This is a genomic window from Blautia sp. Marseille-P3201T (assembly GCF_900120295.1).
In the GTDB taxonomy this organism is placed as follows: domain Bacteria; phylum Bacillota; class Clostridia; order Lachnospirales; family Lachnospiraceae; genus Blautia.
In genome coordinates, this window is sequence record NZ_LT635470.1 from 305,357 (window position 1) to 331,763 (window position 26,407).

Consider the following 26,407-nt stretch of genomic DNA (forward strand, 5'->3'; position numbering starts at 1 on the left):
ATGAAGTGGGGCGTAAAATATGATAGTGATTTGGATAATAATTGCCTTATGCGGCATTTGCTCACTGATTTTATTATCAGGACGAGGCAGTATTTTTATTGCCGGTTATAATACCATGCCAAAGGAAGACAAGGAGCAATATGATGAGAAAAAACTTTGCCGTATTACAGGAGCGGGTATGCTGGTCATTACCATACTTACGGCAATTCTGGAAACTTTTGGTGAAAAGATACCGGATTGGTTCTGGATATTCTATGCTGTTTTGGTCATCCTTATTGCAGTAGGAATTATGATTTTGAGCAATACAATCTGTAAGATAAAAGAAAATATAGGAAGTAAAAAGAAACGCTATAACAAAGTAGTTATTTGCGTTATAGCAGCATCTATGGTGTTTTCCGGTTTGATTATGGGCATTGTTTTCAGTAAAGGCAAGATTGAAATTACAGTATCAGCAAGTCATCTTAACATTGAAGGATATTGGTGGAACGATTATGAGATAAAAACAGAAGATATTGAGAAAATAGAACTTACAGAGAATTTTCAGGCAGGAACAAGAACCAATGGATTTTCCGGTGCGACTTTGCTGCAAGGGGAATTTGAAAACGAAGAACAGGGGGCATATACTCTGTATGCGTATAAAGACTGTAAAGCGTACATAATCCTGCACACAAAAAAAGGAGATGTGGTAATAAACGAAAAAACAGAGAAGGAGACAAGAGAACTCTATCATGAAATAGAAAAAACTTTAAAATAATGGTCTCTTATTGTACAATGGCTTTACCCAAAGAATTATTGAAGTAGAGATTGTGCTGCTATGCACCCACAGGGTTAAAAGAAATGCGGGATGGGGCACACCCGCCAATAATTCTTTGGTTAAGCAAATATAGATGATTGATACCACCGAATAATTGGTCGGTGGTATTTTATTTCATAGAAAATTGCGTCTTATGGAATAAAAACTATTCCGCAAGGATTGCACTGCGGCGGATGGGTATCATGTTGCCAGAGCAACCCGCCGCAGGCGGAGAATTCTGCAAAGCAGAATTCCTTTTCATTTTATTGATTTTCAGCCGGCTTTTCAATTTCATCAATAGCCATGCGGAAACCATTCTGAGCAGCTTTCATTCTCCAAAAATCTGCTTTTTCCAAGTCTTTTTCAGTTCCTTCTCCATAGCGGTATAAGACAGAAAGGTTGTACTGAGCAGCCGGAATATTGGCATTTGCTGCTTTTTCAAAAAGCTGAAAAGCTTTTGCAGGTTCATAGGGAACAGGATTTCCTGTAAGGAAATATCCGCCCATACAGCACATGGCACGAAAATCACCTTCAGCAGCAGCTTTTTTGTACCAGTCAAAGGCTTTTGACAAATCCTGCTTTACACCAATTCCTTCTTCATAACAGCGTCCTACATTATACAGGGCATTAGTATTTCCGGCTTTTGCAGCCTGTTCCATATAAGAAAAAGCCTTTTTCTCATTTTTTTCAACACCTGTGCCTTGTGCGTAGAGAAGAGCCAGATGCATGGCTGCTTCTGCGTGACCTTTCTTGGCAGCTTTTTCATACCACACAGCAGCTTCAGGTAAATTGACAGAGGTACGAATACCATTTTCGTAATAATATCCTACGGCATAGATAAAATCCTTCTGGCCGTTTTCTGCAAGAATTTTTAATTCTTCTACTGTAAAATTCAAATTTTTAATATCCATAAATTAAATCTCCGTATTTCATAAATTTTCAAGCCGTGGCTTGCCGGTATAATCCGACACCTTTGTGGCGGCAAGCCAATTTTATTGGCTTGAATTGCACATCGTGCAATTATTATACCATGAATTGAGAAAATGTAAATAAAAGGCAAAAGGCATTTACAACTGGAATACAGAATTATATAATAGAAAACGGATTGCAAATCAAGATGATTTATGATATACAGGGAGGAAGAAAAATGCTGGAATTACGGAACGTTTCCTTTCGAGTTGCAGAAGGTTCTAAAGACGAAGAAAAAGGAATTTTAGAAAATGTAAGCTTTACTCTTGAGGATAATAAATTCGTGGCTATCACAGGACCAAACGGAGGAGGAAAATCAACTCTTGCAAAAATTATTGCAGGAATTGAAAAACCTACGCAAGGACAGATTTTATTAGACGGAGAGGATATTACAGACTGGAGTATCACAGAAAGAGCGAAGCACGGAATTAGCTATGCTTTTCAGCAGCCTGTGCGCTTTAAGGGCGTTACAGTTTTTGATTTAATCAATCTGGCAGCGGGAAAAGAGATTTCTTTGTCCGGAGCATGTCAGTATCTTTCAGAAGTAGGACTTTGTGCAAAAGACTACATTAACAGAGAAGTCAATGCCAGCTTGTCAGGCGGGGAAATGAAGCGCATTGAGATTGCAACAGTGATGGCAAGAGGCACAAAGCTGTCTGTCTTTGATGAACCGGAGGCAGGAATTGATTTATGGAGCTTTCAAAATTTAATACAGGTATTTGAAAAGATGCACAAGGAAAAGAAAGGCTCTATTTTGATTATTTCTCATCAGGAGCGTATTTTAAATACCGCAGATGAAATTCTTGTAATTGCAGACGGAAAACTGGTAAAAAGAGGAAGCAAGGAAGATGTGCTGCCTGCATTATTAGATGCGGCACAGGCAGATACTGGCTGTGAAATGTGGCAGAAGGGAGTGCAGAGATAATGGATAACGTACAAAAAGAGCTGTTAAAGCAAATTGCAGGACTGCATGAAATTCCTGTGGGCGCATATAACATCAGAACAAACGGAAAAACAGAGGCGAGAAACAGCACCGAACATATTGAAATTGTTCCGAAAGAGGGAAGTGACGGCATTGTGATTAAAATCAAAGCCGGAACAAAAAACGAGAGTATCCATATTCCTGTTGTGTTAAGCGAAGCCGGATTAAAGGAAACCGTTTACAATGATTTTTATATCGGAGATAACTGTGATGTGACAATTATTGCAGGCTGCGGTATTCACTGCGGAACAGATGACTCCAGCGAGCATGACGGAATTCACACCTTTTTTATCGGTAAAAATTCAAAGGTAAAATATGTGGAAAAACACTACGGAAGCGGTGACGGAAAAGGGCAGAGAATTATGAACCCGGAAACTATCGTAGAAGTAGGGGAAAACAGTTATATGGAAATGGATACTGCCCAGATTAAAGGTGTGGACTCTACCATTCGTAAAACAACCGTAAAGCTGGACAAAAATGCCAGCGTCAAGGTGATGGAACGCTTGATGACTCATGGAGAACAGAGAGCAGAAAGCCGTTTTGTGGTGGATTTAAACGGAGAAAATTCAGGGGCTAATATTATTTCTCGCTCTGTTGCAAAGGACAATTCCTATCAGCTGTTCCAATCTGTACTTAACGGAAACGAAAAGTGCAGCGGACATACAGAATGTGATGCAATTATTGTAGGAAATGCGAAAATCAGTTCCATTCCTGAAATTACTGCCAATAATTCAGATGCAGCGCTTATTCATGAGGCTGCTATCGGAAAAATCGCAGGAGAGCAGATTATTAAGCTGATGACTCTGGGACTGACAGAGGAAGAAGCGGAAGAACAGATTATCAGCGGATTTTTAAAATAATATAAGTTTTCTTTGTTTTTCAAAGCTAAAAATGAAAAAATCGCTGTATCCATTGTGCGTAAAGGGCACTGAAAGTGGGGTACGGCGATTTTGCCATTTCTGTAATTTTAGAAGGAGTAGAAAAATATGAATTCTGTGTCAAAGAAAAATAAATATGAAATCGATATGTGCAACGGTTCTATTATGGATAAATTGATTTCGTTTTCTCTGCCATTGATGCTTTCGGGAATTTTGCAGTTGATGTTTAATGCCGTGGATATTGTGGTAGTGGGGAGATTTAGCGGCAGTCAGGCATTGGCGGCAGTGGGGTCAACCTCTGCGCTGATAAATATGTTCACTAATTTATTTATAGGGGTTTCCCTGGGAGCAAACGTACTGGCAGCTCGCTTTTACGCATCGGGACGCTCCAAGGAAATGTCAGAGACCGTTCACACCTCTATTACCTTTGCTTTAATCAGTGGAATTGTAATGGTGTTTGTAGGGCTGTTTTTTTCCAGATTTGCATTGGAGCTTATGGCAACGCCCTCAGATGTCATTGAGCAGGCAGCTCTTTACATGAAAATTTATTTTTTGGGAATGCCGTTTTTCATGTTGTATAATTATGGGGCGGCGATTTTAAGAGCCGTGGGAGATACAAAGCGCCCGTTGTTTTTCCTGATTGCTGCCGGTTTAATCAATGCAGGCTTAAATATGATACTGGTTATCGTCTTTCACATGGGCGTAGCAGGAGTGGCGATTGCTACGGTAATTTCCCAATTTGTCTCCTGTGTTTTGGTATTACGATGTCTTTATCAGTCAGACAGCAGTTATCAGCTTCGATTTTCCAAGCTTACCTTAAAGAAAAACCATTTAAAACAGATTTTTCAGGTGGGAATTCCGGCGGGAATTCAGAGCACAGTCATTAATTTTTCCAATGTATTGCTCCAATCCTCTGTGAATTCTTTTGGTTCTATTGCAATGGCAGGATATACGGCAGCCAACAATATTTTTGGCTTTTTGTTTGTTGCGGTAAATTCCGTTACGCAGGCATGTATGAGCTTTACCAGCCAGAATTTCGGCGTTGGAAAATGGAAGCGTATGGATAAGGTTTTGTGGAATTGTATTATTCTCTCTGTTATTGTTGCGGTACTTTTAGGCGGAGGCGCTTATATTTTCGGACCGGAGCTTTTGCGGATTTATACAAAAGACCCGCAGGTTATTCAATGTGGAGTGGAAATTTTACTTTACACCACAGTTACTTATTTTCTCTGCGGGCTTATGGATTTATTTCCCGGAGCTTTACGTGGGATGGGACATTCGGCAGTACCGATGTTCTTATCTGTAATCGGAACAGTGGGAACCAGAATTCTTTGGATTTTCTGGGTATTTCCGGAGCATCGTTCATTGGACTGGCTGTTTATTTCCTATCCGGCGTCATGGATTGTAACCATTGTACTTCAGGTTATTTGTTTTTGGTTTGTAAGAAGAAGCGTTCAAAGGAAATTGAAAATAAAGAGAGAAGAAGCTGGAGAATAAATAAGGGATTGCATCACAATTCTACTGTGATGCAGTCTTTTTTTGTTTTATAGGAAATTGCGTCCTATGAAAAAAATGCTCTATCAGAAATGTACAGTTATATAGATACATGTGATTGAATATGAGCGAAATGTGATTAAATCAATCATCTTTATGATTTAAAATGATTGATTGTGAAAAATATATAAAAAATAACAGAAAATATTGTGAATTAGTGTGATTGAAAATGAATGATTGTGAGCGTATAATACAGGTATAAAGAAAAGAGACAGGAGGCAGGAAAGGATGGTTTACACAGTTACCTTTAATCCTTCTTTGGATTACATTATTTCTTTACAGGGATTTCAAATGGGAATGACAAACAGAACGAAGGAAGAACAGATGCTTCCCGGAGGAAAAGGAATTAATGTTTCTACGGTGCTTCAAAATCTTGGGATAGAGAATACGGCGTTGGGATTTACGGCAGGATTTACCGGACAGGAAATTGAGCGCATGGTAAAAGAGATTGGATTTCAATGTGATTTTATCAGGACAAGGACAGGATTTTCCAGAATTAATGTAAAATTGAAGGATTATGACGGAACAGAGATTAACGGAATAGGTCCGGTAATTGAAAGAGAAGAAGCAGAAGAGCTAATGGAAAAGCTCAAGCAGTTACAGGAAGGTGACGTTTTAGTTCTGGCAGGAAGTATACCGGAGAGTCTTCCGAATTCTATTTACAGAGATATCTTGGCAGAGCTTCAGGATAGAGGAATTCTTTTCGTTGTAGATGCCACAAAAGATTTGCTTTTACATGTGTTGGAATATCGTCCGTTTTTAATTAAACCGAATAATCATGAGCTGGGGGAAATTTTTGATGTGGAATTAAAGACAAGAAAGTCTGTAATTCCTTATGCAAAAAAACTTCAGGAAAAAGGAGCAAGAAATGTGCTGGTATCTATGGCTGGTGAGGGGGCTGTTCTTGTGGCGGAAAACCAAGAAGTATTCATGCTTCCGGCACCAAAGGGAACATTGGTAAATGCTGTGGGAGCAGGTGACTCCATGGTAGCCGGTTTTATAGCCGGATGGCTGGAAAAACAGTCGTATTCTCATGCGTTTTGCATGGGAGTTGCAACCGGAAGCGCCAGTGCGTTTTCAAATTTTCTGGCTACGAAAGAAGAAATTCAAGCTGTTTATAAACAATTAGGAAAATAGTGAAAGAAGGAGGCAATATATATGCGGATAACAGATTTACTGGATAAACGAAGTATTTCCCTGGACGCATCCCCGGCTTCCAAAAAAGAAGCTCTGGATTATGCAGTGGCATTAATGGTGAAAAGTGGAAAAATCAGCGATGAGGAAGCCTATCGGAAACAGGTATATTTAAGAGAAGAAGAAAGCACAACAGGAATTGGAGAGGGAATTGCCATTCCCCATGGAAAATGTGATGCAGTTGTAAAACCGGGACTGGCCGCTATGGTGGTAAAAAATGGTGTAGATTTTAATTCTCTGGATGGTGAACCGGTTCATCTTATATTTTTGATTGCAGCTCCAAATACGGAAGACAATATTCATGTTGACGTATTAAGTAAACTCTCTGTGCTCATGATGGATGAAGCTTTTGTAGAAAAACTAAAAGAGGCTAAAAGTGTAGAAGAATTTTTGCAGATTGTGGACGATGCAGACGATGAAAAACCGGATTTAAATGAGCAGCTGGCAGCGCAAAGTGAAGTATCGGCAGAGGAAAAAGCCTGTAAAATTCTGGCAGTTACTTCCTGTCCCACAGGTATTGCGCATACATATATGGCAGCAGAAGGTTTGGAAAAGGCAGCCAGAGCAAAGAATTGCTTTATTAAAGTAGAAACAAGAGGCTCCGGCGGTGCGAAAAATGTACTTACCGATCAGGAAATTCAGACTGCGGATTGTATTATCGTAGCAGCAGATGCAAAAGTTCCCATGGACCGTTTTCATGGAAAGAAGCTGATTGAATGTCAGGTATCGGATGGAATTAGTAAGGCAGACCGGCTCATTGAACGTGCTATGAATGGAGATGCGCCCGTTTATCAGGCAGGCAATCCAAAAGAAGCAGCTTCTGTGAAAGCATCGGGAGGAGCAGGACACAGAATATATATGCAGCTTATGAACGGGGTATCCCACATGCTTCCTTTTGTTGTAGGCGGAGGAATTCTGATTGCCCTTGCCTTTTTAATTGACGGCTTATCTGTTGACATGAATTCACTGTCCGCAGAAGCCAGAGCAAGCTTTGGTACGATTACGCCTCTTGCAGCGACCTTAAAGGAAATCGGCGGTGTAGCGTTTGGATTTATGCTTCCTGTTCTGGCGGGCTTTATTGCCATGAGTATCGGAGACAGACCGGGGTTAGCCCTTGGTTTTGTAGGAGGAATGATTGCGGCAAACGGAAAGTCAGGCTTTTTGGGAGCTTTAGCTGCCGGCTTTCTGGCAGGATATTTAATTCTGCTTTTAAGAAAAGTATTTGAGCGCTTGCCAAAGGCCATTGAAAAAATAGCGCCGGTATTACTATATCCCTTTGTGGGAATACTGCTTATGGGATTGCTTATGGATTTTGTTATTGAACCGCCCATAGGCGCTCTGAACACGGCATTAAATACAGCATTGACTAACATGGGAGGCTCCAGTAAAATTATATTAGGTATGATTGTTGCAGGAATGATGTCCATTGACATGGGAGGTCCGTTTAATAAAGCAGCTTATGTTTTCGGAACAGCTTCCATTGCTGCCGGTAATTATGATATCATGGCTGCTGTTATGATTGGAGGTATGGTTCCTCCTTGTGCAATCGCCTTGGCAACGCTTTTATTTAAAAACAAATTTACTCAGGAAGAAAGAAATTCCGGACCTGTAAACTTTATTATGGGCCTTGCCTTTATTACAGAAGGGGCTATTCCTTTTGCGGCGTCTGACCCGCTTCGTGTATTGCCGTCCTGCGTGGCAGGAGCAGCAACAGCAGGAGCGCTGTCAATGGTATTTGGATGTACTTTAATGGCACCCCACGGCGGAATTTTTGTTTTCCCTGTTGTAGAACATGGACTGATGTATTTGGTATCTCTTGTAATTGGAACCATAGTAGGAGCTTTGCTTCTTGGAATTTTAAAGAAAAAAGTAACAGAATAAAAAAGGATATATTAAGGAGGAAAAAATCATGAAAACATTTCATTATGTAATTCAGGACAAGGAAGGAATTCACGCACGCCCGGCAGGTGAGTTTGTAAAGGCAGCAAAAGGTTTTTCATCTACAGTAAAAGTTCTGAAAAATGGAAAAGCAGTAGATGCAAAGAAAATTTTCGGCCTTATGGGACTTGGTGTAAAACAGGGAGAAGAGATTGAGGTTCAGGTAGAAGGTGCAGACGAAGAAACTGCAGCAGCAGCACTGGAAACATTTTTGAAAGAAAATTTATAATTTTGTAGAATGAACCAAGGGACTATGTGCAAAGAAAAATTTCGTGCATAGTCCCTTTTGCTATCTAAGCAAACATAATATTTTCCCAATAGTTGCGGGAAACCGGGATATTGTGTACAATAAAGAAAAACTTTCTGCATCCGGAGCAGAGAAAGGGAGTGAATGAAGCATGCTGACAGAAAAACGACAAGAAGAAATCTTAAATCTGCTGGAGCAAAAAGGGAGTGTTACAGTACAGGAATTGAAGGAAAAATTTCAGGCATCTGAGTCTACAATCAGGAGAGACTTAAATGTACTGCATAAAAGAGGCGCGCTGTTAAAGGTTTTTGGAGGAGCAGTTCAGGCAGAAACCAGACTTAATATGAAAGAGGAAGAGGTTTCTCTTCGTATGGTTCAAAACAGAGAAGAAAAAATAAAAATTGCCAGATATGCGGCTTCTTTGATTGAACCGGAAGATTTTATTTATTTAGATGCAGGAACTACAACGGGATATATGATTTCTTACATAACCCAGCATTCGGCTTCTTTTGTGACAAACGCAGTTTCTCATGCACTGCAGCTGGCTGAAAATGGGTTCCGTGTTACTTTGATAGGCGGGGAACTAAAGGCTTCCACAGAAGCAATTGTAGGGAATGAAGCGTATGTGAACCTGAAAAAATATCATTTTACAAAGAGTTTTTTAGGAACTAATGGAGTAAATCTCATTTCAGGATTTACAACACCGGATATTAATGAAGCTATGATTAAGGAGTGTGCCATGGAGCACAGTCAGAAAGCATATATTTTATGCGATAACAGTAAATTTCATAAAACAGGACCAGTCAGCTTTGGAGAAATGCAGAGAGCAAAAATTATCACAAATGAACAGCCGGATGAGGCATATGCGGCATTTGGAAATATTCTGGTTGTAAAGGAGTAGAGACAATTTATCCGTGAAATTTTAAAATAATATAAGCTTTCTTTGCTGATTTATGCTACAATAATAATAAGTTGGTATTGGAAGGAGGGTGTCGCATGATTTATAATAATGTTCGACATGAATGTAATCTTTATAATTTCTTTTTTGCTCCTCGTGGAAACCGCAGAGTTATGGAATTGGGAAGAAAAATTACCCAGATGTATTTAAATCCTTTTGATAAAATTATTGGGATTATCGGAGCAAAAGACTCAGGTAAAAGTATGTTGATTAAGGGAATGTTTCCCGGAATTCAGACGGTGGAGTCAGATGATGAATTTGACATTTTAAATATGCCTTTGCTTAATGCAGAGGAGGGGGGATTTTATACACCGAGAACTTTTCATGTAGATGTGCGAAGCGCCAGAAAATATGTTTCTCTGGAAGACATTGCAAAGGCAGTACTGAATGTAACAGGGATGAATAAAAGGGTTATTGTAGAACATTTTGAAATTTTGTATCCTGTTTTGAAAAGAAATGCAGACCTGCTTATTGGAATTGGAGAAGAAGTGATTGTTACAAGACCTTCACTTTTCGGACCTTTACCGGATAATCTGGCAGATGTTGTTTTCAATTCATTGATTTATCGAAAAATGGCACACAGCGCAGAAGATTTATTTGGGTACTGTGTAAAGGATATAGAAAGACCAAAATGTATTCGTTCAGATATCAAGCATGGGTTTATGCTGAATTATACAGATAAACCGCCATTTAATCTGGCAGAGATTGAAGAAAAAGTTTTGGATTTAATCCATCAGGATCTTCCAATTACACCTTATGACGAGGAACATATTAAAATAGGTGATGATATTGTACACTGTACCGGACCGTTACTTCATGTGGAAAGTACAGGAAAGATTGAGGATTTTTCACTGGTAAAGGAATTTTACTATGAACCGAAATTTCATTTATATGCAGTGGCTGGCACAGTAGGACATAAGCATGAAGAAACAGAAAAAGATGAAGAATTAAATAACATTGAGATTTAAAGGAAAGAACGAATAGATGCAATAGTGTAAAAAATAGTACATAAAAATACGGGAAACAGAGAAGATCTTTGTTTTCCGTATTTTTATTTCATAGGAAATTGCGCCCTATGAAATAAATATTTTTAACATTATTATTGACATTTAACTACTATGTGGTACTCTATAGCTAGAAATACTACTATGTAATACAAGATAGGTGAAGAAGAACGTGTATGATAAGTCACAGCTTATGAGAGGGACTCTGGAAGGGTGTATTCTAAAAATTATAAGCATCCAGACAACTTATGGATATGAAATTGTAATGAAACTGCAGGAATTTGGATTTGAGGATATGAAGGAGGGAACAATTTATCCACTGCTAGTCCGGTTGGAGAAGAAAAAGATGATTACTTCACAGTTTCGCCCTTCTCCTTTGGGACCAAGCAGAAAGTATTACTCTCTTACTCAAGAGGGAGAAGAACTTTTAAAGGAATTTGAAATATGTTGGCGGAATGTATCGGAAACGGTAGAGGGAATTTTAAAACTGACAAGGCAGGTGTAAGGTATGAAAGAAAATAAGCTTGGAATGTTTTTTTCTTTGGAATGAGTTCTTGCTGAAAAATAGTGTTTGTTATATACTGTCTTATAGAAAAAGAAAGGCAGAAAGCTATGTTTAGGAAAATAGAGAAAGAAAATCCTTTTGAGGAAATTTTAGATCAGATTATTGATAATATTAAAGAAGGAACTCTGAAAAAAGGAGATGCACTTCCGGCGGAACGGAATATGGCAGAGGCTTTGGGGGTATCCCGCCCTGTGGTGAGGGAAGTGCTGAGAACATTAGCGGTACTGGGGATTATCAAGTCTGTGCATGGAGGGGCAAATTATGTATCTGAAAAATTGGAAAACAGCCTTATAGAACCATTATCCATTTTACTTCGTTTAAATAACAGCAGTGTTTATCATAACCAGCAGCTGCGTAGTGCACTGGAGATAGAAGCCTCTCGTCTGGCAGCCAGGAACTGCACACCTGTAGATGCAGCTGAGTTGCAGCTGCTTCTTGCCAGACTGGATGCGGCAGAGGAGGAGAGCGTCAGAGGAGATTTAGACAGGGACTTGCATATTAAAATTGGTAAAATGGCACAAAATCCCATGTTATTTTCCGTAATGAGTGCGTCCGCCCAGCTGACAGAGAATATTATTACAGGAATTCGAAGTTATATGATGCAAAAGCAGAAATCTGTTTCTCAGATGGATGAGCAGCATAGAAAACTGGTAAATGCCATTGTAGAGCATCGCGAAGAAGATGCAGAAATCTGCATGAAAGAGCATATGAGAACCATAGAAAACTACATATTGGAAATCGACCGAAAAAAGGATAAACAGGTCTAAATGGAAAGCTGTTACATAAAAAATGTAGCAGCCTTTTTCTTTTAATGAATTACAGACCAGAAAAATACTTTTTCACATTGCATTTTATAATCACGAGTGGTATAATCCGTTTATAAATTGGTAATACCAAAACGAGTAAAGGAATACCGGAGGGAAAGCTATGGGATATGTAAAATGGAGTTATCCAGTGCTGGAGCATTTCTGCTATGATGTGTTCAGGGCTTTTGGATTTAGCGAAGAAGAAAGCAAAGAAATTGGAGATGTATTGTTAACTGCTGATTTATTTGGTATTGAAAGTCATGGTATGCAGAGAATGGTGCGATACCACAAAGGAATTGAAAAAGGAACAATTCATCCAAAAGAAAAGCCGGAGATAGTGTTTGAAACGCCTGTTTCTGCTGTTGTTGACGGACATAATGGTATGGGACAGCTGATTGCTGTATTTGCTATGAAAAAAGCTATTGAGAAGGCAAAGACAACAGGAATAGGAATTGTAACCGTGCGGGAATCAAATCATTTTGGAATTGCGGGTTATTATGCAAAAATGGCCAGCGATCAGGGACTTATGGGAATTGCGTGCACTAATTCAGAGGCGATTATGGTGCCAACTTTCGGAAAAAAAGCCATGTTGGGATCTAATCCGATTGCTGTTGCCATGCCTGCAGACCCTTATCCGTTTTTGTTTGACTGCTCTACCACAGTAGTAACCAGAGGAAAATTAGAGATGTACAACAAAATGAACAAATCGCTTCCAAAGGGATGGGCCTTAGACTCCAGCGGACATGAAAGTACAGAAGCACCTGAAGTACTGGAGAATATTGTGGCAAAACGCGGTGGCGGAATTATGCCATTAGGTGGAAATCAGGAAGTAAATGGCAGCCATAAAGGATATGGCTATGGTATGCTGTGTGAATTATTCAGTTCTATTTTTTCCATGGGAGTGACTTCGGATAAATGTTGTACTTTCCCGGATAAAACTGGTATTTGCCATGGCTTTGCGGCTATTAATCCTGAGATTTTTGGAAATCCTGAGGCAATTAAAGCACATTTATCCGAATATCTGGAAGCGTTAAGGGAAAGCCCTAAGGCAGATGGTGAGAGCAAAATCTACACTCACGGAGAAAAAGAGGTTTTTGCAGAAAAAGACAGAAGAGAGAACGGAATTCCTGTCAATGATAATACAATGGTAGAACTGGCAAATCTTTGTAACTATTTGAAATTGGATTTTCACTCTTATTTTAAAGGTTATGAATTGTCGGCAAAAGATAAGTTTTTTACAGGAAACTATTAAAAAATATCTCTCTTGAATTATGAGGAGCGTATAGTAATTATTGAAGATGACAGATTTGGGAGGAGGTAGATAAAACATTATCCATCTCCTCCCAAATTTTTGCTCTAACAGTGCCTTTTTAAATAATATTTTTCCAGAAGAGAAATAAAACCATATAAAAGAACAGCAATGATACATAGAATAACAATTGCCATAATCATGGTAGTGAGCTGGAATACCTGACTGGAATAAATAATTAAATAGCCCAGTCCCTGTTTACTGCCAATCATTTCTCCGATTACAATTCCAATAAGGGAAAGTCCGATATTGACTTTCATGACGCTGAGAATTAAAGGAACAGAGGCAGGTAGAATAACTTTGATAAGAGCGTCCTTTTTATTGCCTCCCAGAGTTTGAATTAACTTTAGTTTATCGGGATCTGTTTCACAAAAACCTGTATATAGATTTAAAACAGCGCCAAAAATGGCCACAGAAATGCCGGCAATGATAATTGTTTTCATATTACTGCCAAGCCATACAATCAAAAGAGGTGCAAGTGCAGATTTGGGCAGACTGTTTAATACTACTAAATAAGGTTCTAAAATACTGGAAAGTCTGGGGAAAATCCAGAGAATTACAGCACAGAAAATACCAAGTAGAGTAACCAGTGCAAAACTTATTAAAGTTTCTGTGAGTGTGACAGAAACGTGCTTTGCCAGACTTCCGTCTGAAATCATTTTGAACATCATATCTAAAATTTGTGAAGGACTGGAATAGATAAAAGAGTCCAAGATACCCAGTCGGGCAGTTATTTCCCATAATCCCAGAAAAAAAATAAGCAAGAGAATACGGAAACATTGAATGAGGCGTATATTGCGTTTTTGAGCTTGTAAATAGTGCTTTTGTTCAGTAGATACAGAATGTAAATCAGGCATGAACATTCAACTCCTTCCAGATTTCATTGAAATAAGTTTTAAATTCCGGAGCATTTCTGGATGCCATAGGTGTACGTTCTGTCATAGAAAATTTGATGTCTATAATTTTTTGGACAAAGGCAGGACGGTTGCTGAAGATAATTACCCGGTCTGCCATGCTCACGGCTTCTGAAATGTCATGTGTTACAAGAATAGCAGTTTTTCCTTCCCGGCGGATAATAGTTCCGATATCATCTCCAACAGAAAGGCGAGTCTGATAATCCAGAGCAGAAAAGGGTTCATCTAAAAGAAGTAAATCAGGATCTAAGGCAAGCGTGCGGATAAGAGCTGCTCTTTGTCGCATTCCCCCGGACAATTGGGAAGGTTTGGAATTTCTGAATTTATATAATCCATAGTTTTCCAGAAGGTTTTCAACGTGTTTCTTTGCTTCAGGAGTAACTCTTCGTTGAATTTCCAATCCCAGCAGCATATTGCTATAAATGGTACGCCATTCAAATAAATGATCTTTTTGTAGCATATAACCAATGTTGGTGTTAGACATGGATAGGGGAGTTCCATTTAACAGGAGTTCTCCAAAAGCCGGTTTTAAGAGACCGCAAAGCATATCTAAAAATGTGGATTTGCCACAGCCGGAAGGTCCTACAATGGCTACAAATTCTCCGGGAAATACAGAAAAAGATATATGAGAAAGAGCCGGAGTTTCACCGGCTTTCGTATGGTAGGTATAGCTTACATTTTTTACCTGAAGAAGAGGCAAATTCATAGTGAAGCTCCTTTCTTGAAATTTTCATATAGTATTATATGAAAAAAATAAGTTTTTTGACAGAGAAAAGAATTGACAAAGAACTACTATGTGGTACAATATAGCTAGGAAGACTACTTGGTAGAACAAGGTAGAAAAGAGAATGGGGTGGCGAATATGAAGAAATGTAAATGGAGTGTATTAAAAAGACAAAATGATGGAAAACAGTTAAATTTAGAGATAGAAGACCAGCTCTATATAGATAAAGTTATTCGGTATTTAAACAGCCATAGAAATGGAATGATGGAGACAGAAATTGTAAGAAAGGATCTTATTGGTCTGGCAGCAGAGGCAAAAGAGGAAGGTAAATCTTTAGAGGTGAAGCTTGGTTCCGTAAAGGAATTTGGAGAAACACTGGCTTTTGCAGGAAAAGAAGAAAAACAAAAAGAAAGATTATATTATTTCTTTTGGCAATTGGGATGGGCGTATCTTTGCGTACCAATCTTTATGCTTGCTGTATACGGGATTTGGAAATTGATTACAATTGTACTTGGATTTGAATTTCAATTTGAGAACATTCGATTTAATTTACCGTTTTCTTTGTGTTATCTTATTTTACCTCCTTTATTCTCAATTTATGAGGTGTTCTTCAAGTATTACTTTATATTATCCGGTAAAATTGGCAGGGTGTTGGGGGTAGTGGAAACAGGACTTCCTTTTTTGCTTCTGTTTGGAATGAGCTACCTTGTTAGGTCAAACTTTAATTTTAATCAACTGCCGGGTGGAAATATCTATGTACCAAATGCTTTTTGGATATTATTTGAAGCTTTGATTGCAGTGATATACATATATGGGAGATATAAGTTTTTTGAAAGTGCGGAGAAAACGGCAGAGAAATATCATTTAGAGATGTAGTTTTTGGAAAATGGGGTCGAGAATATGAAGAAAAACATATGGAAAGAATTAAAGAAAGAAAATAATGCTAAAGCCTTGAATTTGGAAATAGAAGACCAAAAGTATTTGGATAAGGTAAAGAGTTATGCCATAAATCAAGGTGTGGGGATGACAGAAATGGAAATAATCCGAAAAGATTTAATCGGTATGGCAGAAGAGGCACAAAAAAAATGGAGAGCGATTAGAAAAATCTCTGGGAGATGTAAAGGAATTTACAGAAAACCTGGTTAAAGAAGGAAGACAGGAGGGAAAAAAGACCAGATTTATTACTGTATTCAGGAAATCGGAAAATCATATTTGTTTGTGATTGCATTGGTTTTCTTTGTTTTAATGACAACGGATTTTAATCACTTTTTAGGAAACAGCAGATTTAGTTTGGCAGATTTTTTAGGAGTTTTCTTCTTGCCTTGTCTGATATCCTTATGGCAGATGCACACCATTGGGCGCTTTGCGTTGGTTAAAAAAATGGGCTGGATTTTAAGCGCAGTGGCGGCTGCTTTTATAGTTTTTCCCAATCTGCTGATTAAAATAGTATTTGAGGATGTTTTGCCTTTTGAGGAGATTATGGTTCCTAATTGGGTGTTTCTGATATTATTGCCGCTGGCTGGGGGACTATATTGGTATGGAAAACAAAAATTTGAACATATTATAGAACAGGTAGTAAAAAAACATAGTTTATAATAAAAAAGAATTTAAGAGGGTACTTGACAAATAACATAGAATTTATTATATTAGAGGAGGAAAAGATTGTGAATTATTTAACAGGAGGACTGTAATTATGAAAATTTTATTTTTTGACACAAAGAACTATGATAAAGACTCATTTGAAAAACAGATTGGAAATTATCCTGAAATTGAAATGGATTATTTAAAGACAGACCTTTCTCCAAAGACAGCTCCTCTGGCAAAAGGGTATGATGCAGTATGCGCATTTGTGAGCTCTGATGTAGGTGCCGACACTATGGCAGTGCTTCATGAAGCAGGTGTAAAGTTGATTTTAATGCGTTGTGCAGGATTTAATAATGTTGATATGGATAAAGCAAAAGAATATGGTATTCGTGTGATGCGTGTACCGGGATATTCACCGGAAGCAGTAGCAGAACATGCTATGGCGCTGGCATTAGAAGTAAACCGCCGTCTTCATAAAGCTTATGTAAAAGTAAGAGAAAATGACTTCAGTCTTGGCGGACTGATGGGATTTAACTTCTACCAAAAAACAGCTGGTATTGTAGGAACCGGTAAAATCGGTGCTGCTATGGCAAAAATTTGTCGTGGATTTGGCATGAAAGTAATTGCCTATGATGTATACCAAAATCCGGATTTGGCCGATTTTGTAGAATATGTAACTTTAGATGAATTGCTGGCACAGAGTGATTTGATTTCTCTCCATTGCCCATTGATGGACAGCACTTATCATTTAATTAACAAAGATACTATTGCAAAAATGAAAGACGGTGTTATTCTTGTAAATACATCAAGAGGCGGTTTAGTAAAAACCAATGATTTGATTGACGGAATTCGTGCAAGAAAATTCTTTGGAGTAGGTCTTGATGTATATGAAGAAGAAACAAAGAATGTATTTGAGAACCGTTCTGATGAGATTTTAGAGCATTCTACAACAGCCAGACTGCTTTCTTTCCCAAATGTAATGATTACTTCTCATCAGGGATTTTTCACAGAAGAAGCGTTGACTGCAATTTCTCAGACAACTCTTGATAATGCAATGACTTTCTTAAAAGGCGAAGCAAGTGAAAATGAAGTAAAATAAGTCGGAAAGGATGCAAAATGAATAGAAATTATCAGAAAGAGCTGGAAAAAATTATTGAGAAAAGTAAAACCGAGGAAAAACTTCCAAGACTCTTTCTACATAGCTGCTGTGCACCTTGCAGCAGCTATGTGTTAGAATATCTTTCTCAATACTTTGAAATAACCGATTTTTTCTATAATCCGAATATTTCTCCGCGGGAGGAATATGAAAAAAGAACAGAAGAAATGAAACGTCTTATCGAAGAGATGCCTTTTGTACATAAACCTAAGTTTGTAGAAGGGGAGTACTGTCCGGAAGATTTTTTTGAAATGGCGAAAGGACTGGAAGCAGTACCGGAAGGCGGAGAGCGATGCTTTAAGTGTTTCCGCATGCGTATGGAAGAAGCTGCTCGTTTAGCAGCAGAAGGAGGGTATGATTATTTCACTACAACCCTCACGATTAGTCCGTTAAAAAATGCACAAAAAATAAATGAAATAGGGGAGGAGCTTGCAGAAATTTATCATGTTAAGCACCTTCCCTCTGATTTTAAGAAGAAAAATGGGTATAAGCGTTCTACAGAATTGTCAAAAGAATATCAATTATATCGTCAGGATTATTGTGGATGTGTCTTTTCGAAAAAAGAAAGAGAAGAACAAAAGAAAAAATCTTGCATTTAATACTATAAAGTGATAAAATTCTGCTCAAAGCATTTACTAGAATACAGAGAAAGAAGTGAGAACAGAATTATGGCACAATTATGGGGAGGACGTTTCACGAAAGAAACAGATCAGTTGGTTTACAATTTTAATGCTTCCCTGAGCTTTGACAAAAAGCTTTACAGGCAGGATATTCAGGGGAGTATGGCTCACGTTAAAATGCTTGCAAAACAGGGAATTTTAACAGAGCAGGAAAAGGATGAAATCCTCGAAGGACTTACGGGAATTCTTCAGGATATCGAAGAGAAAAAGCTGGAATTTTCTCCGGAATATGAAGATATTCACAGTTTTGTAGAGGCAAATCTGATACAGAGAACAGGCGAGGTTGGGAAGAAGCTCCATACAGGAAGAAGCCGCAACGATCAGGTCGCATTAGATATGAAGCTTTATGTCAGAGATGAAATCCAGGAAACAGACATGCTTTTAAAAGAGCTTCTTGAAACACTTTTGAAATTAATGGAAGATAATTTACATACTTATATGCCTGGATTTACCCACTTGCAGAAGGCTCAGCCGATTACGGCAGCACATCATTTTGGCGCATATTTTGAAATGTTTAAAAGAGACAGAAGCCGTCTGGCAGATACGAAAAAGAGATTAAATTATTGTCCCTTAGGCAGCGGAGCCTTGGCTGGAACTACTTATCCTTTGGATAGAGAATACACGGCCAAACTGCTGGGATTTGACGGACCGACCTTAAACAGCATGGACTCTGTTGCAGACAGAGATTATTTAATTGAATATTTATCAGACTTATCTGTGATTATGATGCACCTGAGTCGCTTCTGTGAAGAAATTATTTTGTGGAATTCCAATGAGTATCAGTTTATTGAAATTGATGACGGATACAGCACAGGAAGCAGTATTATGCCCCAGAAGAAAAACCCGGATATAGCAGAGCTGGTAAGGGGAAAGACAGGACGTGTCTATGGGGCATTAATGTCACTTCTTACTACCATGAAAGGAATTCCTCTGGCATATAACAAGGATATGCAGGAGGATAAAGAGCTTGCATTTGATGCAATGGATACAGTAAAAGGCTGCATTGCCCTGTTTAACGGTATGCTGGAAACCATGGAATTGAAAAAAGAGAATATGGAAAAAAGTGCGAAAAATGGATTTACCAATGCCACAGATGCTGCAGATTATCTTGTGAAAAAGGGAGTTCCTTTTAGAGACGCTCATGGTATTGTAGGTGAATTGGTGTTATTTTGTGTGAAAAACCAGATTTCTCTTGATGAAATGCCGTTAGAGGAATATCAGAAAATCAGTCCGGTATTTGAACAGGATATTTATGAAGCAATCAGTATGAAAACCTGTGTGGAAACCAGAAATACCATTGGCGCTCCGGGACCGGAGGCAATGGAAAAGGTTTTGGAAATACAGAAAAAATATCTGGAAGATAGTGAAAAGCATTGACATTTTGACAAGATTTGCTATAGTAAATAAAACAAAACGGAGGAGATAAGCAGATGAGTGAGAAATTAAGAGTCGGAATTTTAGGCGCAACAGGAATGGTAGGACAGAGATTTATTTCTTTATTGGAAAACCACCCATGGTTTGAAGTTGTAACTGTTGCAGCAAGTGCAAGAAGTGCAGGAAAAACTTATGAAGAAGCAGTAGGAACTCGCTGGAAAATGACAACTCCTATGCCGGAAGCTGTAAAGAAATTAGTGGTTATGAATGTTGCTGATGTAGAAGCAGTTGCTTCCACCGTGGATTTTGTATTTTCTGCAGTAGATATGTCAAAAGAGGAAATCAAAGCCATTGAAGAAGAGTATGCAAAGACAGAAACACCTGTAGTTTCTAATAACAGCGCTCACAGATGGACACCGGATGTACCGATGGTTGTTCCGGAAATCAACCCACAGCATTTTGACGTGATTGAATTCCAGAAAAAACGTCTGGGAACAACAAGAGGATTTGTTGCAGTAAAACCAAATTGCTCTATTCAGAGTTATGCTCCGGTACTGACTGCATGGAAAGAATTCGAGCCTTATGAAGTGGTTGCCACTACATATCAGGCTATTTCAGGTGCAGGAAAAACTTTTAAAGACTGGCCAGAAATGGTAGAAAATATTATTCCTTATATTGGCGGAGAAGAAGAGAAGAGCGAGATGGAACCACTTCGTCTTTGGGGTGAAATCGAGGACGGCGTGATTGTTCCGGCAAAAGAACCTGTAATTACCTGCCAGTGTGTACGTGTTCCTGTTTTAAACGGACATACAGCAGCAGTCTTTGTAAAATTCAGAAAGAAACCTACAAAAGAGCAGTTAATTGAAAAATTGACAGCATTTAAAGGAATTCCACAGGAATTAGAGTTGCCAAGTGCACCAAAACAGTTCATCCGCTATATGGAAGAAGCTGACAGACCACAGGTACAGGCTGACGTAGATTACGAAAACGGCATGGGTGTAAGTGTAGGTCGATTAAGAGAAGATAAAGTATATGATTTTAAATTTATCGGTTTATCTCACAATACAGTTCGTGGCGCAGCAGGCGGTGCAGTGCTTTGTGCAGAAACTTTAAAAGCAAAAGGATATATTACAAAAAAATAGAAAAATGATATTTTTTTAACAGAGGTGGCAGCCTAGGAGAAATAGGTATGTCGCCTTTTTTTCTGGCTCCCCAAGGATTACACTGCAACGGATAGGAAATTACGTCCTATTTGACGCTTTTTAAAAGTTGTGTTAGCATAAAAGATACGGAATTTTGAAAGGAAAGAGAGCTTTCATGAACAAATCACTATTTATAGCAGAAAAGCCCAGTGTTGCACAGGAGTTTGCAAAGGCATTAAAAGTAAATACTTCAAGGAAAGACGGATATCTGGAGTCAGAAAATACCATTATTACCTGGTGTGTGGGACATCTGGTGACCATGAGTTACCCGGAAGCCTATGACCCTGCACTGAAAAAGTGGAGTTTAGAAACACTTCCGTTTCTACCGGAGGAGTTTAAATATGAAGTTATTCCTTCTGTAAAAAAACAGTTTCAAATTGTCAGCGGGCTTTTAAACCGCAAAGATGTGGAAACGATTTATGTATGTACGGACTCCGGACGTGAAGGAGAATATATTTATCGCCTTGTGGCAATGATGGCAGGGGTAAAAGAGAAGAAGCAAAAGAGGGTCTGGATTGACTCCCAGACAGAGGAAGAAATTATTCGTGGGATAAAAGAAGCAAAAGATATCAGTGAGTACGATAATCTTTCTGCATCTGCATATCTCAGGGCAAAAGAGGATTATCTCATGGGAATTAATTTTTCCAGATTACTTTCTTTAAAATATGGAAATACTGTGTCAAATTATCTGGGGAGTCGTTATCAGGCGATTTCTGTAGGAAGGGTAATGACCTGTGTTCTGGGAATGGTAGTACGCAGAGAGAGGGAAATTCGAGAATTTGTCAAGACGCCTTTTTACAGAGTGATTGGTAATTTTAAACAGCAGGGACATACTTTTGAAGGTGAATGGAGAGCCGTAGAAGGCAGCAGATACTTTGCATCCCCTCTTTTATATAAGGAAAACGGATTTAAAAAGAAAGAAACAGCTATGGAATTAAAGGAAATTCTCTCTGCAAATTCTCCTTTGGAAGCAGTGGTGGAAAAAATAGAAAAGAAAAAAGAAAATAAAAATCCTCCGTTATTATTTAATTTAGCAGAGCTTCAGAATGAATGTTCCAGATTGTTTAAATTAAGTCCTGATGAAACCCTGAAAATTGTGCAGGAATTATACGAGAAAAAGCTGGTTACTTATCCAAGAACAGATGCCAGAGTCCTTTCCAGCGCAGTTGCAAAAGAGATTTATAAAAATATCAGCGGTTTAAAAAACTATGAACATGGAAGTATTTATGCGGCGGAAATTTTAGAAACAGGTGCGTATAAAAATCTCATAAAAACAAGATATGTAAATGATAAACAGATTACAGACCACTATGCCATCATTCCTACAGGACAGGGATTAAATGCTTTACGCAGTATTTCTGTGCAGGGAAGTAAGGTTTATGAAGTGATTGTAAGAAGGTTTTTAAGCATTTTTTATCCTCCGGCAGTATATCAGAAAATCAATCTGGTATCGGTGATTGAAAAAGAGAAATTATTTTCTTCTTTTAAAATATTAGTATCAGAAGGATATTTAAAAGTAACCCCTAATTCTTTTGGAAAGAAAAAGGAAGGTTCGGGAAAAGAAGAAGACCAGATTTCAGAGGATGGGGATTTTCTAAACTGGATTTTGGGTATTCGAAAGGGAAGCATTCTTTCTATTGAAGAGTTTTCTATAAAAGAGGGGGAAACATCACCGCCAAAACGTTATACGTCAGGTTCCATGATTTTAGCAATGGAAAATGCGGGACAGCTTATTGAAGATGAAGAGCTGCGTGCTCAGATTAAAGGAAGCGGTATTGGAACCAGCGCCACCAGAGCAGAAATTTTGAAGAAATTAGTGACCATTAAATATTTGGAGTTGAATAAGAAAACACAGGTGATTACGCCTACACTTTTAGGTGAAATGATTTTTGATGTGGTGAATTGTTCTATTCGTTCACTTTTAAATCCGGAGCTTACTGCCAGTTGGGAGAAAGGTCTTACATATGTGGCGGAAGGAAGCATCACTTCAGAAGAATATATGTTTAAGCTGGAAAATTTTATTAAATCTCGTACAGAAGGTGTGCTGGGGCTTCGAAATCAATTGATGTTAAAGCAGTTTTTTGATGCATCTTCGGAGTTTTATAAAAAACCGGCACAAAAAAAGGTTGGAAAAACCCGTAAAGCGTAGTAAAATAGAAAAAAATAATTTATAAGAAAGCAGGTAGAACAATGGAACAGTTGACAATAAAAGAGCTATATCATGATTTAAATAAAACCCTTGCAAAAGAACTTTTAGAAGAAAAGACTTATCCGTGGGAGGTTCTTCCCTGCATTGGCGAGTATATTTTGAAATTAGGAGAAACTTTAGATGAGGCAGAATATGAGAAAAAGGGCGATAATGTATGGATTGCCAAAACAGCGAAAGTAGCACCAACTGCTTATATCAATGGTCCTGCCATCATTGGAAAAGATGCAGAAGTTCGCCACTGTGCTTTCATCAGAGGAAACGCTCTGGTAGGAGAAGGTGCAGTAGTAGGAAATTCTACAGAATTAAAGAATGTTATCTTATTTGATAAAGTACAGGTTCCTCATTACAATTATGTGGGTGACTCTATCTTAGGATATAAGTCTCATATGGGAGCAGGTTCCATTACATCTAATGTGAAATCGGACAAAAAACTGGTAGTAGTAAAAGGGGCAGCTACACAGATTGAGACAGGATTGAAGAAATTCGGAGCAATGCTGGGTGATGAAGTGGAAGTTGGCTGCGGCTCTGTGTTAAATCCGGGAACAGTAGTAGGAAGCAACAGCAATATTTATCCTCTTTCTTCTGTAAGAGGTGTGGTTCCTTCTGACAGTATTTATAAAAAAGGCAATGAAATCGTAGAAAAGCAGTAGCGTATGTATTATAGAAAACCACATTATTATGAAAAATTTTCCTGTACAGCGGATCAATGCCCGGATACCTGCTGTGCAGGCTGGCAGATTGTAATTGATGAAAATTCCTTAGAGAAATACAGTAATGTCTCCGGTGACTTTGGCATTCGTCTTTTGAATTCCATTGACTGGGGAGAAGGGATTTTTGAACAATATGAGAAAAGATGCAGTTTTTTAAATTCAGAAAACCTCTGTGATATTTATAAGGAATTAGGTGCAGAGGCATTGTGTGATACTTGTCGATTGTACCCAAGGCATATCGAAGAATTTGAAAATTTAAGAGAATTTTCCCTGTCACTATCCTGTCCGATAGCCGCAAAAATGATTTTAGAATGTCAGGAACCAGTGAGGTTTCTGGAAGAACAGGATGAAAAAGAGGAATGTGAGGAGGATTTCGAAGATTTTGATTTTCTTCTGTTTGACTGTCTTTTAGAGGTGAGGGAAAAGTTGTTTTCCATTGTCCAAAACAGAGCAATTCCCATAGAAAAGAGAATGTACTGTGTCTTGAGAACGGCAAAAAATTTTCAGGATGCTCTTGATGAAGGAGAACTTTTTGAAAGGGATTTTACAGGAGAAATCGAGCTGTGTTTACAGGAAAAAACAGAGGGATTTTCAAGTGATTATTATGAAATTATTCAGGTACTCAGAAAAGATTTGTTAAGATTGGAAGTACTTCGAGAAGACTGGAAAACAAATTTAAAAGCAGCAGATAACCTTTTCCAAAAAGGTGAAACATGGTATATGGAAAAGAGAGACAGATATAAAGCTGAAATAAAAAAGTCCATAGGGCAGGAACAGTGGGATGTTTATAAAGAACAGCTTTTGATGTTTTTCTTGTATACTTATTTCTGTGGTGCAGTCTATGACGATATGATTTATTCGAAAGGCGTTTTATCTGTGATATCCGTTTTCTGGATAGAAGAAATTACCTTTTGGAACTGGGCGGTGGATGAAGAAACAATAGAACAAAAAAATCTATTGGAAACAGCTTATCGCTATGCAAGAGAAATCGAACATTCCGATGAAAATCTAAATTTACTGGAAGAAATTTTTGACTCAGATAAGTGCTATGAACCGGAAGTTTTAAAGTGTATTTTAGTCAGTGAAAGGAAAACAGTATGAGTAAAGAAAAGGAAGAAAAACAGGAAAAACCATATTGGGAAGGGAAAGAGTATTCTTTTTACAGTCATAAAAAATGTGAATTTTTCCCTTGCCATGAAACTGCAGATCCGGAAAATTTTAACTGTTTGTTTTGCTACTGTCCGCTGTATGCTCTGGGCAGCAAATGTGGAGGCAACTTTAAATATACAGAGAAAGGAATTAAGGACTGTAGTGATTGTAAGCTGCCTCATAAGAGGAAAAATTATGGCTACATTATGAGTAAATATGAGGAAATTATGGAGTTGGCGAAGAAAAACCGGTAGTCTGTATAAGTGAGATACAGGCTGTTAAATCTTCACATACATAGTCACAAAAAGGAGCTAAATCAGAGCTGTAGGGGGTTAAATCCGGTATCATACAGGAAATACCTCCCGCAGCTTTTGCAGCTTTTAAACCATTGATACTGTCCTCTACAATCATACAGGAGTCAATAGAAACGTGGAGTTTTTCAGCGGCTTTTAAGAAAATGTCGGGGTTAGGTTTGCTTTCTTTGACTTCATTTCCACATACAGAAGCAGAAATTTCTTCATAGATATCTGCTAATTTCCAGTAATATTCAGCCTGCTCTCTGTCCGTAGAGGTAGCAATTCCCCATGGTATATTTTCACTTTTCAGAAAAGAAAGCAATTCATAAAGTCCTTTTTTAGGAGGAACCGAATGTTCTTTTACATAAGTATTTAAGTAATCACTACGAATTTTTCTGGCTTGATGATAATCAACTGTGCCATTATACCATTCTTTAAAAAGAGCACAATTTCGTTCTCTGGAACCTCCTCTTAACTGTTTCAAGCGTTCTTCAGTAAGAGAAAAATTCAGTAAATCAGCAGCTTTTTCCCACCCTTTTTTCATAATTCGCTCTGTGTCAAATAAAACACCGTCCATATCGAAAATGATTGCTTTAATCATAATTTATTCCCCTTTCATCTTTTCTTTAAGAATAGCAGAAGTCTAAAAGTGTGGCAAGAAAGAATTAAATAAGAAAAAGCATTGGCAGGTGATTTTTGACATGGTAGAATATAGAGGAAAAATATCTGAATGGAGGTTTTTAGTGATGAAAGAAGAAATTAAAGAAATTATAGATTATTATAGTAAACAGAGAAATCCACAGGAACAGGAAAATATAGTTGCCATGCTTAGGGAAATACAGGAAGCAGAAGGGTGTATTACTATGAATGTGCAGGAGGAGGCAGCAAAAGCATTGGGTGTAAAACAGACAGTCTTATCCTGTATTATTAAGCGTTATCCAAGTTTAAAAGAGGCTGCTTATGCTCATGAAGTGGTGTTATGCACAGGAAGATGCTGTCAAAGCAAGGATAGTATGAGAATTTTAGAAGCGGTAAAGAAACAATTTGGAATTTCGAAAGATGGTATATCAGCAGATGGGAGTTTTCATCTGACTACGAGAAACTGTTTAAAACAATGCAGAACTTCTCCAAATATGCTTTTAGATGGTGAACTGTATACGAATTTAACGAAAGAAAAGGTATTATCATTATTAGAAAAAAGGAGATAAAAAA

The 26,407-nt window shown here is 38.1% G+C and carries 28 protein-coding genes; 24 read left to right on the forward strand and 4 right to left on the reverse strand.

What is annotated here, in order from left to right; genetic code table 11:
- Positions 1-19: 19 nt before the first annotated feature.
- Positions 20-754 carry a DUF3784 domain-containing protein gene (locus BQ7352_RS09770; RefSeq protein ID WP_072449040.1) on the forward strand — a complete coding sequence of 245 codons (735 nt, stop codon included), beginning with the start codon at positions 20-22 and terminating at the stop codon, positions 752-754.
- A 302-nt stretch (positions 755-1,056) separates the two neighbouring features.
- On the opposite strand, the gene BQ7352_RS09775 is transcribed toward BQ7352_RS09770, so the two are convergent.
- Positions 1,057-1,704: a tetratricopeptide repeat protein gene (locus BQ7352_RS09775; protein ID WP_072449041.1), complete on the reverse strand. Its 648-nt coding sequence runs from the start codon at positions 1,702-1,704 to the stop codon at positions 1,057-1,059.
- A 236-nt stretch (positions 1,705-1,940) separates the two neighbouring features.
- Between BQ7352_RS09775 and BQ7352_RS09780 the strand changes: the two genes are divergently transcribed.
- The 11 genes from BQ7352_RS09780 to BQ7352_RS09830 all read left to right on the forward strand — a co-directional run bounded on the left by BQ7352_RS09780 (position 1,941) and on the right by BQ7352_RS09830 (position 13,140).
- Positions 1,941-2,687 (forward strand): ABC transporter ATP-binding protein, encoded by a 747-nt coding sequence (locus tag BQ7352_RS09780; protein ID WP_072449042.1) that lies wholly within the window; start codon positions 1,941-1,943, stop codon positions 2,685-2,687.
- A complete protein-coding gene (locus BQ7352_RS09785; protein WP_072449043.1) occupies positions 2,687-3,604 on the forward strand; it encodes a SufB/SufD family protein in 918 nt (305 codons plus the stop codon). Before BQ7352_RS09780 ends, BQ7352_RS09785 begins: the two co-directional genes overlap by 1 nt.
- 126 nt (positions 3,605-3,730) lie before the next feature.
- On the forward strand, positions 3,731-5,119 hold the full coding sequence (locus BQ7352_RS09790; RefSeq protein ID WP_072449044.1) for an MATE family efflux transporter: 1,389 nt from the start codon (positions 3,731-3,733) through the stop codon (positions 5,117-5,119).
- Positions 5,120-5,404: 285 nt separating this feature from the next.
- A complete protein-coding gene (gene pfkB / locus BQ7352_RS09795; RefSeq protein WP_072449045.1) occupies positions 5,405-6,313 on the forward strand; it encodes a 1-phosphofructokinase in 909 nt (302 codons plus the stop codon).
- 21 nt (positions 6,314-6,334) lie between these two features.
- Positions 6,335-8,251, forward strand: coding sequence for a PTS fructose transporter subunit IIABC (locus tag BQ7352_RS09800; protein WP_072449046.1), 1,917 nt, complete (start codon positions 6,335-6,337; stop codon positions 8,249-8,251).
- Positions 8,252-8,279: 28 nt separating this feature from the next.
- Positions 8,280-8,537, forward strand: a complete 258-nt coding sequence (locus BQ7352_RS09805; protein WP_072449047.1) for an HPr family phosphocarrier protein — start codon at positions 8,280-8,282, stop codon at positions 8,535-8,537.
- Between the two features lie 169 nt (positions 8,538-8,706).
- Positions 8,707-9,456 carry a DeoR/GlpR family DNA-binding transcription regulator gene (locus BQ7352_RS09810; protein WP_072449048.1) on the forward strand — a complete coding sequence of 250 codons (750 nt, stop codon included), beginning with the start codon at positions 8,707-8,709 and terminating at the stop codon, positions 9,454-9,456.
- A 95-nt stretch (positions 9,457-9,551) separates the two neighbouring features.
- Positions 9,552-10,481 carry a lantibiotic ABC transporter gene (locus tag BQ7352_RS09815; protein ID WP_072449049.1) on the forward strand — a complete coding sequence of 310 codons (930 nt, stop codon included), beginning with the start codon at positions 9,552-9,554 and terminating at the stop codon, positions 10,479-10,481.
- A gap of 208 nt (positions 10,482-10,689) precedes the next feature.
- On the forward strand, positions 10,690-11,022 hold the full coding sequence (locus BQ7352_RS09820) for a PadR family transcriptional regulator (protein ID WP_072449050.1): 333 nt from the start codon (positions 10,690-10,692) through the stop codon (positions 11,020-11,022).
- A 107-nt stretch (positions 11,023-11,129) separates the two neighbouring features.
- Positions 11,130-11,849 carry a FadR/GntR family transcriptional regulator gene (locus BQ7352_RS09825; RefSeq protein WP_072449051.1) on the forward strand — a complete coding sequence of 240 codons (720 nt, stop codon included), beginning with the start codon at positions 11,130-11,132 and terminating at the stop codon, positions 11,847-11,849.
- A 160-nt stretch (positions 11,850-12,009) separates the two neighbouring features.
- A complete protein-coding gene (locus BQ7352_RS09830; RefSeq protein ID WP_072449052.1) occupies positions 12,010-13,140 on the forward strand; it encodes an Ldh family oxidoreductase in 1,131 nt (376 codons plus the stop codon).
- Between the two features lie 104 nt (positions 13,141-13,244).
- Here BQ7352_RS09830 and BQ7352_RS09835 read toward each other — a convergent pair whose 3' ends face one another.
- Together BQ7352_RS09835 and BQ7352_RS09840 are read right to left on the reverse strand one after the other, a co-directional pair.
- Entirely contained in the window at positions 13,245-14,060 is an 816-nt protein-coding gene (locus tag BQ7352_RS09835) for an ABC transporter permease (RefSeq protein WP_442855668.1), read from the reverse strand.
- Positions 14,047-14,817 (reverse strand): ABC transporter ATP-binding protein, encoded by a 771-nt coding sequence (locus BQ7352_RS09840; protein WP_072449054.1) that lies wholly within the window; start codon positions 14,815-14,817, stop codon positions 14,047-14,049. Before BQ7352_RS09840 ends, BQ7352_RS09835 begins: the two co-directional genes overlap by 14 nt.
- A 156-nt stretch (positions 14,818-14,973) precedes the next feature.
- On the opposite strand from BQ7352_RS09840, the gene BQ7352_RS09845 reads away from it, so the two are divergent.
- The 11 genes from BQ7352_RS09845 to BQ7352_RS09890 all read left to right on the forward strand — a co-directional run bounded on the left by BQ7352_RS09845 (position 14,974) and on the right by BQ7352_RS09890 (position 25,153).
- Positions 14,974-15,711, forward strand: coding sequence for a hypothetical protein (locus BQ7352_RS09845; protein WP_143143391.1), 738 nt, complete (start codon positions 14,974-14,976; stop codon positions 15,709-15,711).
- A gap of 24 nt (positions 15,712-15,735) precedes the next feature.
- Positions 15,736-15,981, forward strand: a complete 246-nt coding sequence (locus BQ7352_RS14870; protein ID WP_242948572.1) for a hypothetical protein — start codon at positions 15,736-15,738, stop codon at positions 15,979-15,981.
- A gap of 144 nt (positions 15,982-16,125) precedes the next feature.
- Complete coding sequence (locus BQ7352_RS14875; RefSeq protein ID WP_242948573.1) at positions 16,126-16,431, forward strand: hypothetical protein; 306 nt, start codon at positions 16,126-16,128, stop codon at positions 16,429-16,431.
- Between the two features lie 97 nt (positions 16,432-16,528).
- On the forward strand, positions 16,529-17,518 hold the full coding sequence (locus tag BQ7352_RS09855) for a 2-hydroxyacid dehydrogenase (protein WP_072449056.1): 990 nt from the start codon (positions 16,529-16,531) through the stop codon (positions 17,516-17,518).
- A 17-nt stretch (positions 17,519-17,535) separates the two neighbouring features.
- Positions 17,536-18,174: an epoxyqueuosine reductase QueH gene (locus BQ7352_RS09860; protein WP_072449057.1), complete on the forward strand. Its 639-nt coding sequence runs from the start codon at positions 17,536-17,538 to the stop codon at positions 18,172-18,174.
- A gap of 69 nt (positions 18,175-18,243) precedes the next feature.
- Positions 18,244-19,632 (forward strand): argininosuccinate lyase, encoded by a 1,389-nt coding sequence (gene argH, locus BQ7352_RS09865; RefSeq protein WP_072449058.1) that lies wholly within the window; start codon positions 18,244-18,246, stop codon positions 19,630-19,632.
- Between the two features lie 53 nt (positions 19,633-19,685).
- Entirely contained in the window at positions 19,686-20,771 is a 1,086-nt protein-coding gene (gene asd / locus BQ7352_RS09870) for an aspartate-semialdehyde dehydrogenase (RefSeq protein WP_072449059.1), read from the forward strand.
- A 175-nt stretch (positions 20,772-20,946) separates the two neighbouring features.
- On the forward strand, positions 20,947-22,980 hold the full coding sequence (locus BQ7352_RS09875) for a DNA topoisomerase (RefSeq protein ID WP_072449060.1): 2,034 nt from the start codon (positions 20,947-20,949) through the stop codon (positions 22,978-22,980).
- 41 nt (positions 22,981-23,021) lie between these two features.
- Positions 23,022-23,690, forward strand: a complete 669-nt coding sequence (locus BQ7352_RS09880; RefSeq protein ID WP_072449061.1) for an acyltransferase — start codon at positions 23,022-23,024, stop codon at positions 23,688-23,690.
- A gap of 3 nt (positions 23,691-23,693) precedes the next feature.
- On the forward strand, positions 23,694-24,851 hold the full coding sequence (gene fliB, locus BQ7352_RS09885; RefSeq protein WP_072449062.1) for a flagellin lysine-N-methylase: 1,158 nt from the start codon (positions 23,694-23,696) through the stop codon (positions 24,849-24,851).
- Positions 24,848-25,153 (forward strand): cysteine-rich small domain-containing protein, encoded by a 306-nt coding sequence (locus tag BQ7352_RS09890; protein WP_072449063.1) that lies wholly within the window; start codon positions 24,848-24,850, stop codon positions 25,151-25,153. The genes fliB and BQ7352_RS09890 overlap by 4 nt, the downstream gene beginning before the upstream one ends.
- Here BQ7352_RS09890 and BQ7352_RS09895 read toward each other — a convergent pair.
- Positions 25,125-25,796 carry an HAD family hydrolase gene (locus tag BQ7352_RS09895; protein WP_072449064.1) on the reverse strand — a complete coding sequence of 224 codons (672 nt, stop codon included), beginning with the start codon at positions 25,794-25,796 and terminating at the stop codon, positions 25,125-25,127. The genes BQ7352_RS09890 and BQ7352_RS09895 overlap by 29 nt on opposite strands.
- A gap of 145 nt (positions 25,797-25,941) precedes the next feature.
- Between BQ7352_RS09895 and BQ7352_RS09900 the strand changes: the two genes are divergently transcribed.
- On the forward strand, positions 25,942-26,403 hold the full coding sequence (locus BQ7352_RS09900) for an NADH-quinone oxidoreductase subunit NuoE family protein (protein WP_072449065.1): 462 nt from the start codon (positions 25,942-25,944) through the stop codon (positions 26,401-26,403).
- The last annotated feature ends 4 nt before the right edge of the window (positions 26,404-26,407 follow it).

Excerpts from the sequence above, each read along its gene's own strand:
- BQ7352_RS09790 (WP_072449044.1), top strand. The coding sequence starts at position 3,731 with ATGAATTCTGTGTCAAAGAAAAATAAATATGAAATCGATATGTGCAAC.
- BQ7352_RS09900 (WP_072449065.1), top strand. The coding sequence starts at position 25,942 with ATGAAAGAAGAAATTAAAGAAATTATAGATTATTATAGTAAACAGAGA.
- BQ7352_RS09815 (WP_072449049.1), top strand. The coding sequence starts at position 9,552 with ATGATTTATAATAATGTTCGACATGAATGTAATCTTTATAATTTCTTT.
- pfkB (WP_072449045.1), top strand. The coding sequence starts at position 5,405 with ATGGTTTACACAGTTACCTTTAATCCTTCTTTGGATTACATTATTTCT.
- BQ7352_RS09890 (WP_072449063.1), top strand. The coding sequence starts at position 24,848 with ATGAGTAAAGAAAAGGAAGAAAAACAGGAAAAACCATATTGGGAAGGG.
- BQ7352_RS09830 (WP_072449052.1), top strand. The coding sequence starts at position 12,010 with ATGGGATATGTAAAATGGAGTTATCCAGTGCTGGAGCATTTCTGCTAT.
- BQ7352_RS09800 (WP_072449046.1), top strand. The coding sequence starts at position 6,335 with ATGCGGATAACAGATTTACTGGATAAACGAAGTATTTCCCTGGACGCA.
- BQ7352_RS09810 (WP_072449048.1), top strand. The coding sequence starts at position 8,707 with ATGCTGACAGAAAAACGACAAGAAGAAATCTTAAATCTGCTGGAGCAA.
- BQ7352_RS09775 (WP_072449041.1), bottom strand. The coding sequence starts at position 1,704 with ATGGATATTAAAAATTTGAATTTTACAGTAGAAGAATTAAAAATTCTT.
- BQ7352_RS09780 (WP_072449042.1), top strand. The coding sequence starts at position 1,941 with ATGCTGGAATTACGGAACGTTTCCTTTCGAGTTGCAGAAGGTTCTAAA.
- BQ7352_RS09770 (WP_072449040.1), top strand. The coding sequence starts at position 20 with ATGATAGTGATTTGGATAATAATTGCCTTATGCGGCATTTGCTCACTG.
- BQ7352_RS14870 (WP_242948572.1), top strand. The coding sequence starts at position 15,736 with ATGAAGAAAAACATATGGAAAGAATTAAAGAAAGAAAATAATGCTAAA.
- BQ7352_RS09805 (WP_072449047.1), top strand. The coding sequence starts at position 8,280 with ATGAAAACATTTCATTATGTAATTCAGGACAAGGAAGGAATTCACGCA.
- argH (WP_072449058.1), top strand. The coding sequence starts at position 18,244 with ATGGCACAATTATGGGGAGGACGTTTCACGAAAGAAACAGATCAGTTG.
- asd (WP_072449059.1), top strand. The coding sequence starts at position 19,686 with ATGAGTGAGAAATTAAGAGTCGGAATTTTAGGCGCAACAGGAATGGTA.
- BQ7352_RS09875 (WP_072449060.1), top strand. The coding sequence starts at position 20,947 with ATGAACAAATCACTATTTATAGCAGAAAAGCCCAGTGTTGCACAGGAG.
- BQ7352_RS09855 (WP_072449056.1), top strand. The coding sequence starts at position 16,529 with ATGAAAATTTTATTTTTTGACACAAAGAACTATGATAAAGACTCATTT.
- BQ7352_RS09785 (WP_072449043.1), top strand. The coding sequence starts at position 2,687 with ATGGATAACGTACAAAAAGAGCTGTTAAAGCAAATTGCAGGACTGCAT.
- fliB (WP_072449062.1), top strand. The coding sequence starts at position 23,694 with ATGTATTATAGAAAACCACATTATTATGAAAAATTTTCCTGTACAGCG.
- BQ7352_RS09880 (WP_072449061.1), top strand. The coding sequence starts at position 23,022 with ATGGAACAGTTGACAATAAAAGAGCTATATCATGATTTAAATAAAACC.
- BQ7352_RS09895 (WP_072449064.1), bottom strand. The coding sequence starts at position 25,796 with ATGATTAAAGCAATCATTTTCGATATGGACGGTGTTTTATTTGACACA.
- BQ7352_RS09835 (WP_442855668.1), bottom strand. The coding sequence starts at position 14,060 with ATGTTCATGCCTGATTTACATTCTGTATCTACTGAACAAAAGCACTAT.
- BQ7352_RS09860 (WP_072449057.1), top strand. The coding sequence starts at position 17,536 with ATGAATAGAAATTATCAGAAAGAGCTGGAAAAAATTATTGAGAAAAGT.
- BQ7352_RS09840 (WP_072449054.1), bottom strand. The coding sequence starts at position 14,817 with ATGAATTTGCCTCTTCTTCAGGTAAAAAATGTAAGCTATACCTACCAT.
- BQ7352_RS09825 (WP_072449051.1), top strand. The coding sequence starts at position 11,130 with ATGTTTAGGAAAATAGAGAAAGAAAATCCTTTTGAGGAAATTTTAGAT.
- BQ7352_RS09845 (WP_143143391.1), top strand. The coding sequence starts at position 14,974 with ATGAAGAAATGTAAATGGAGTGTATTAAAAAGACAAAATGATGGAAAA.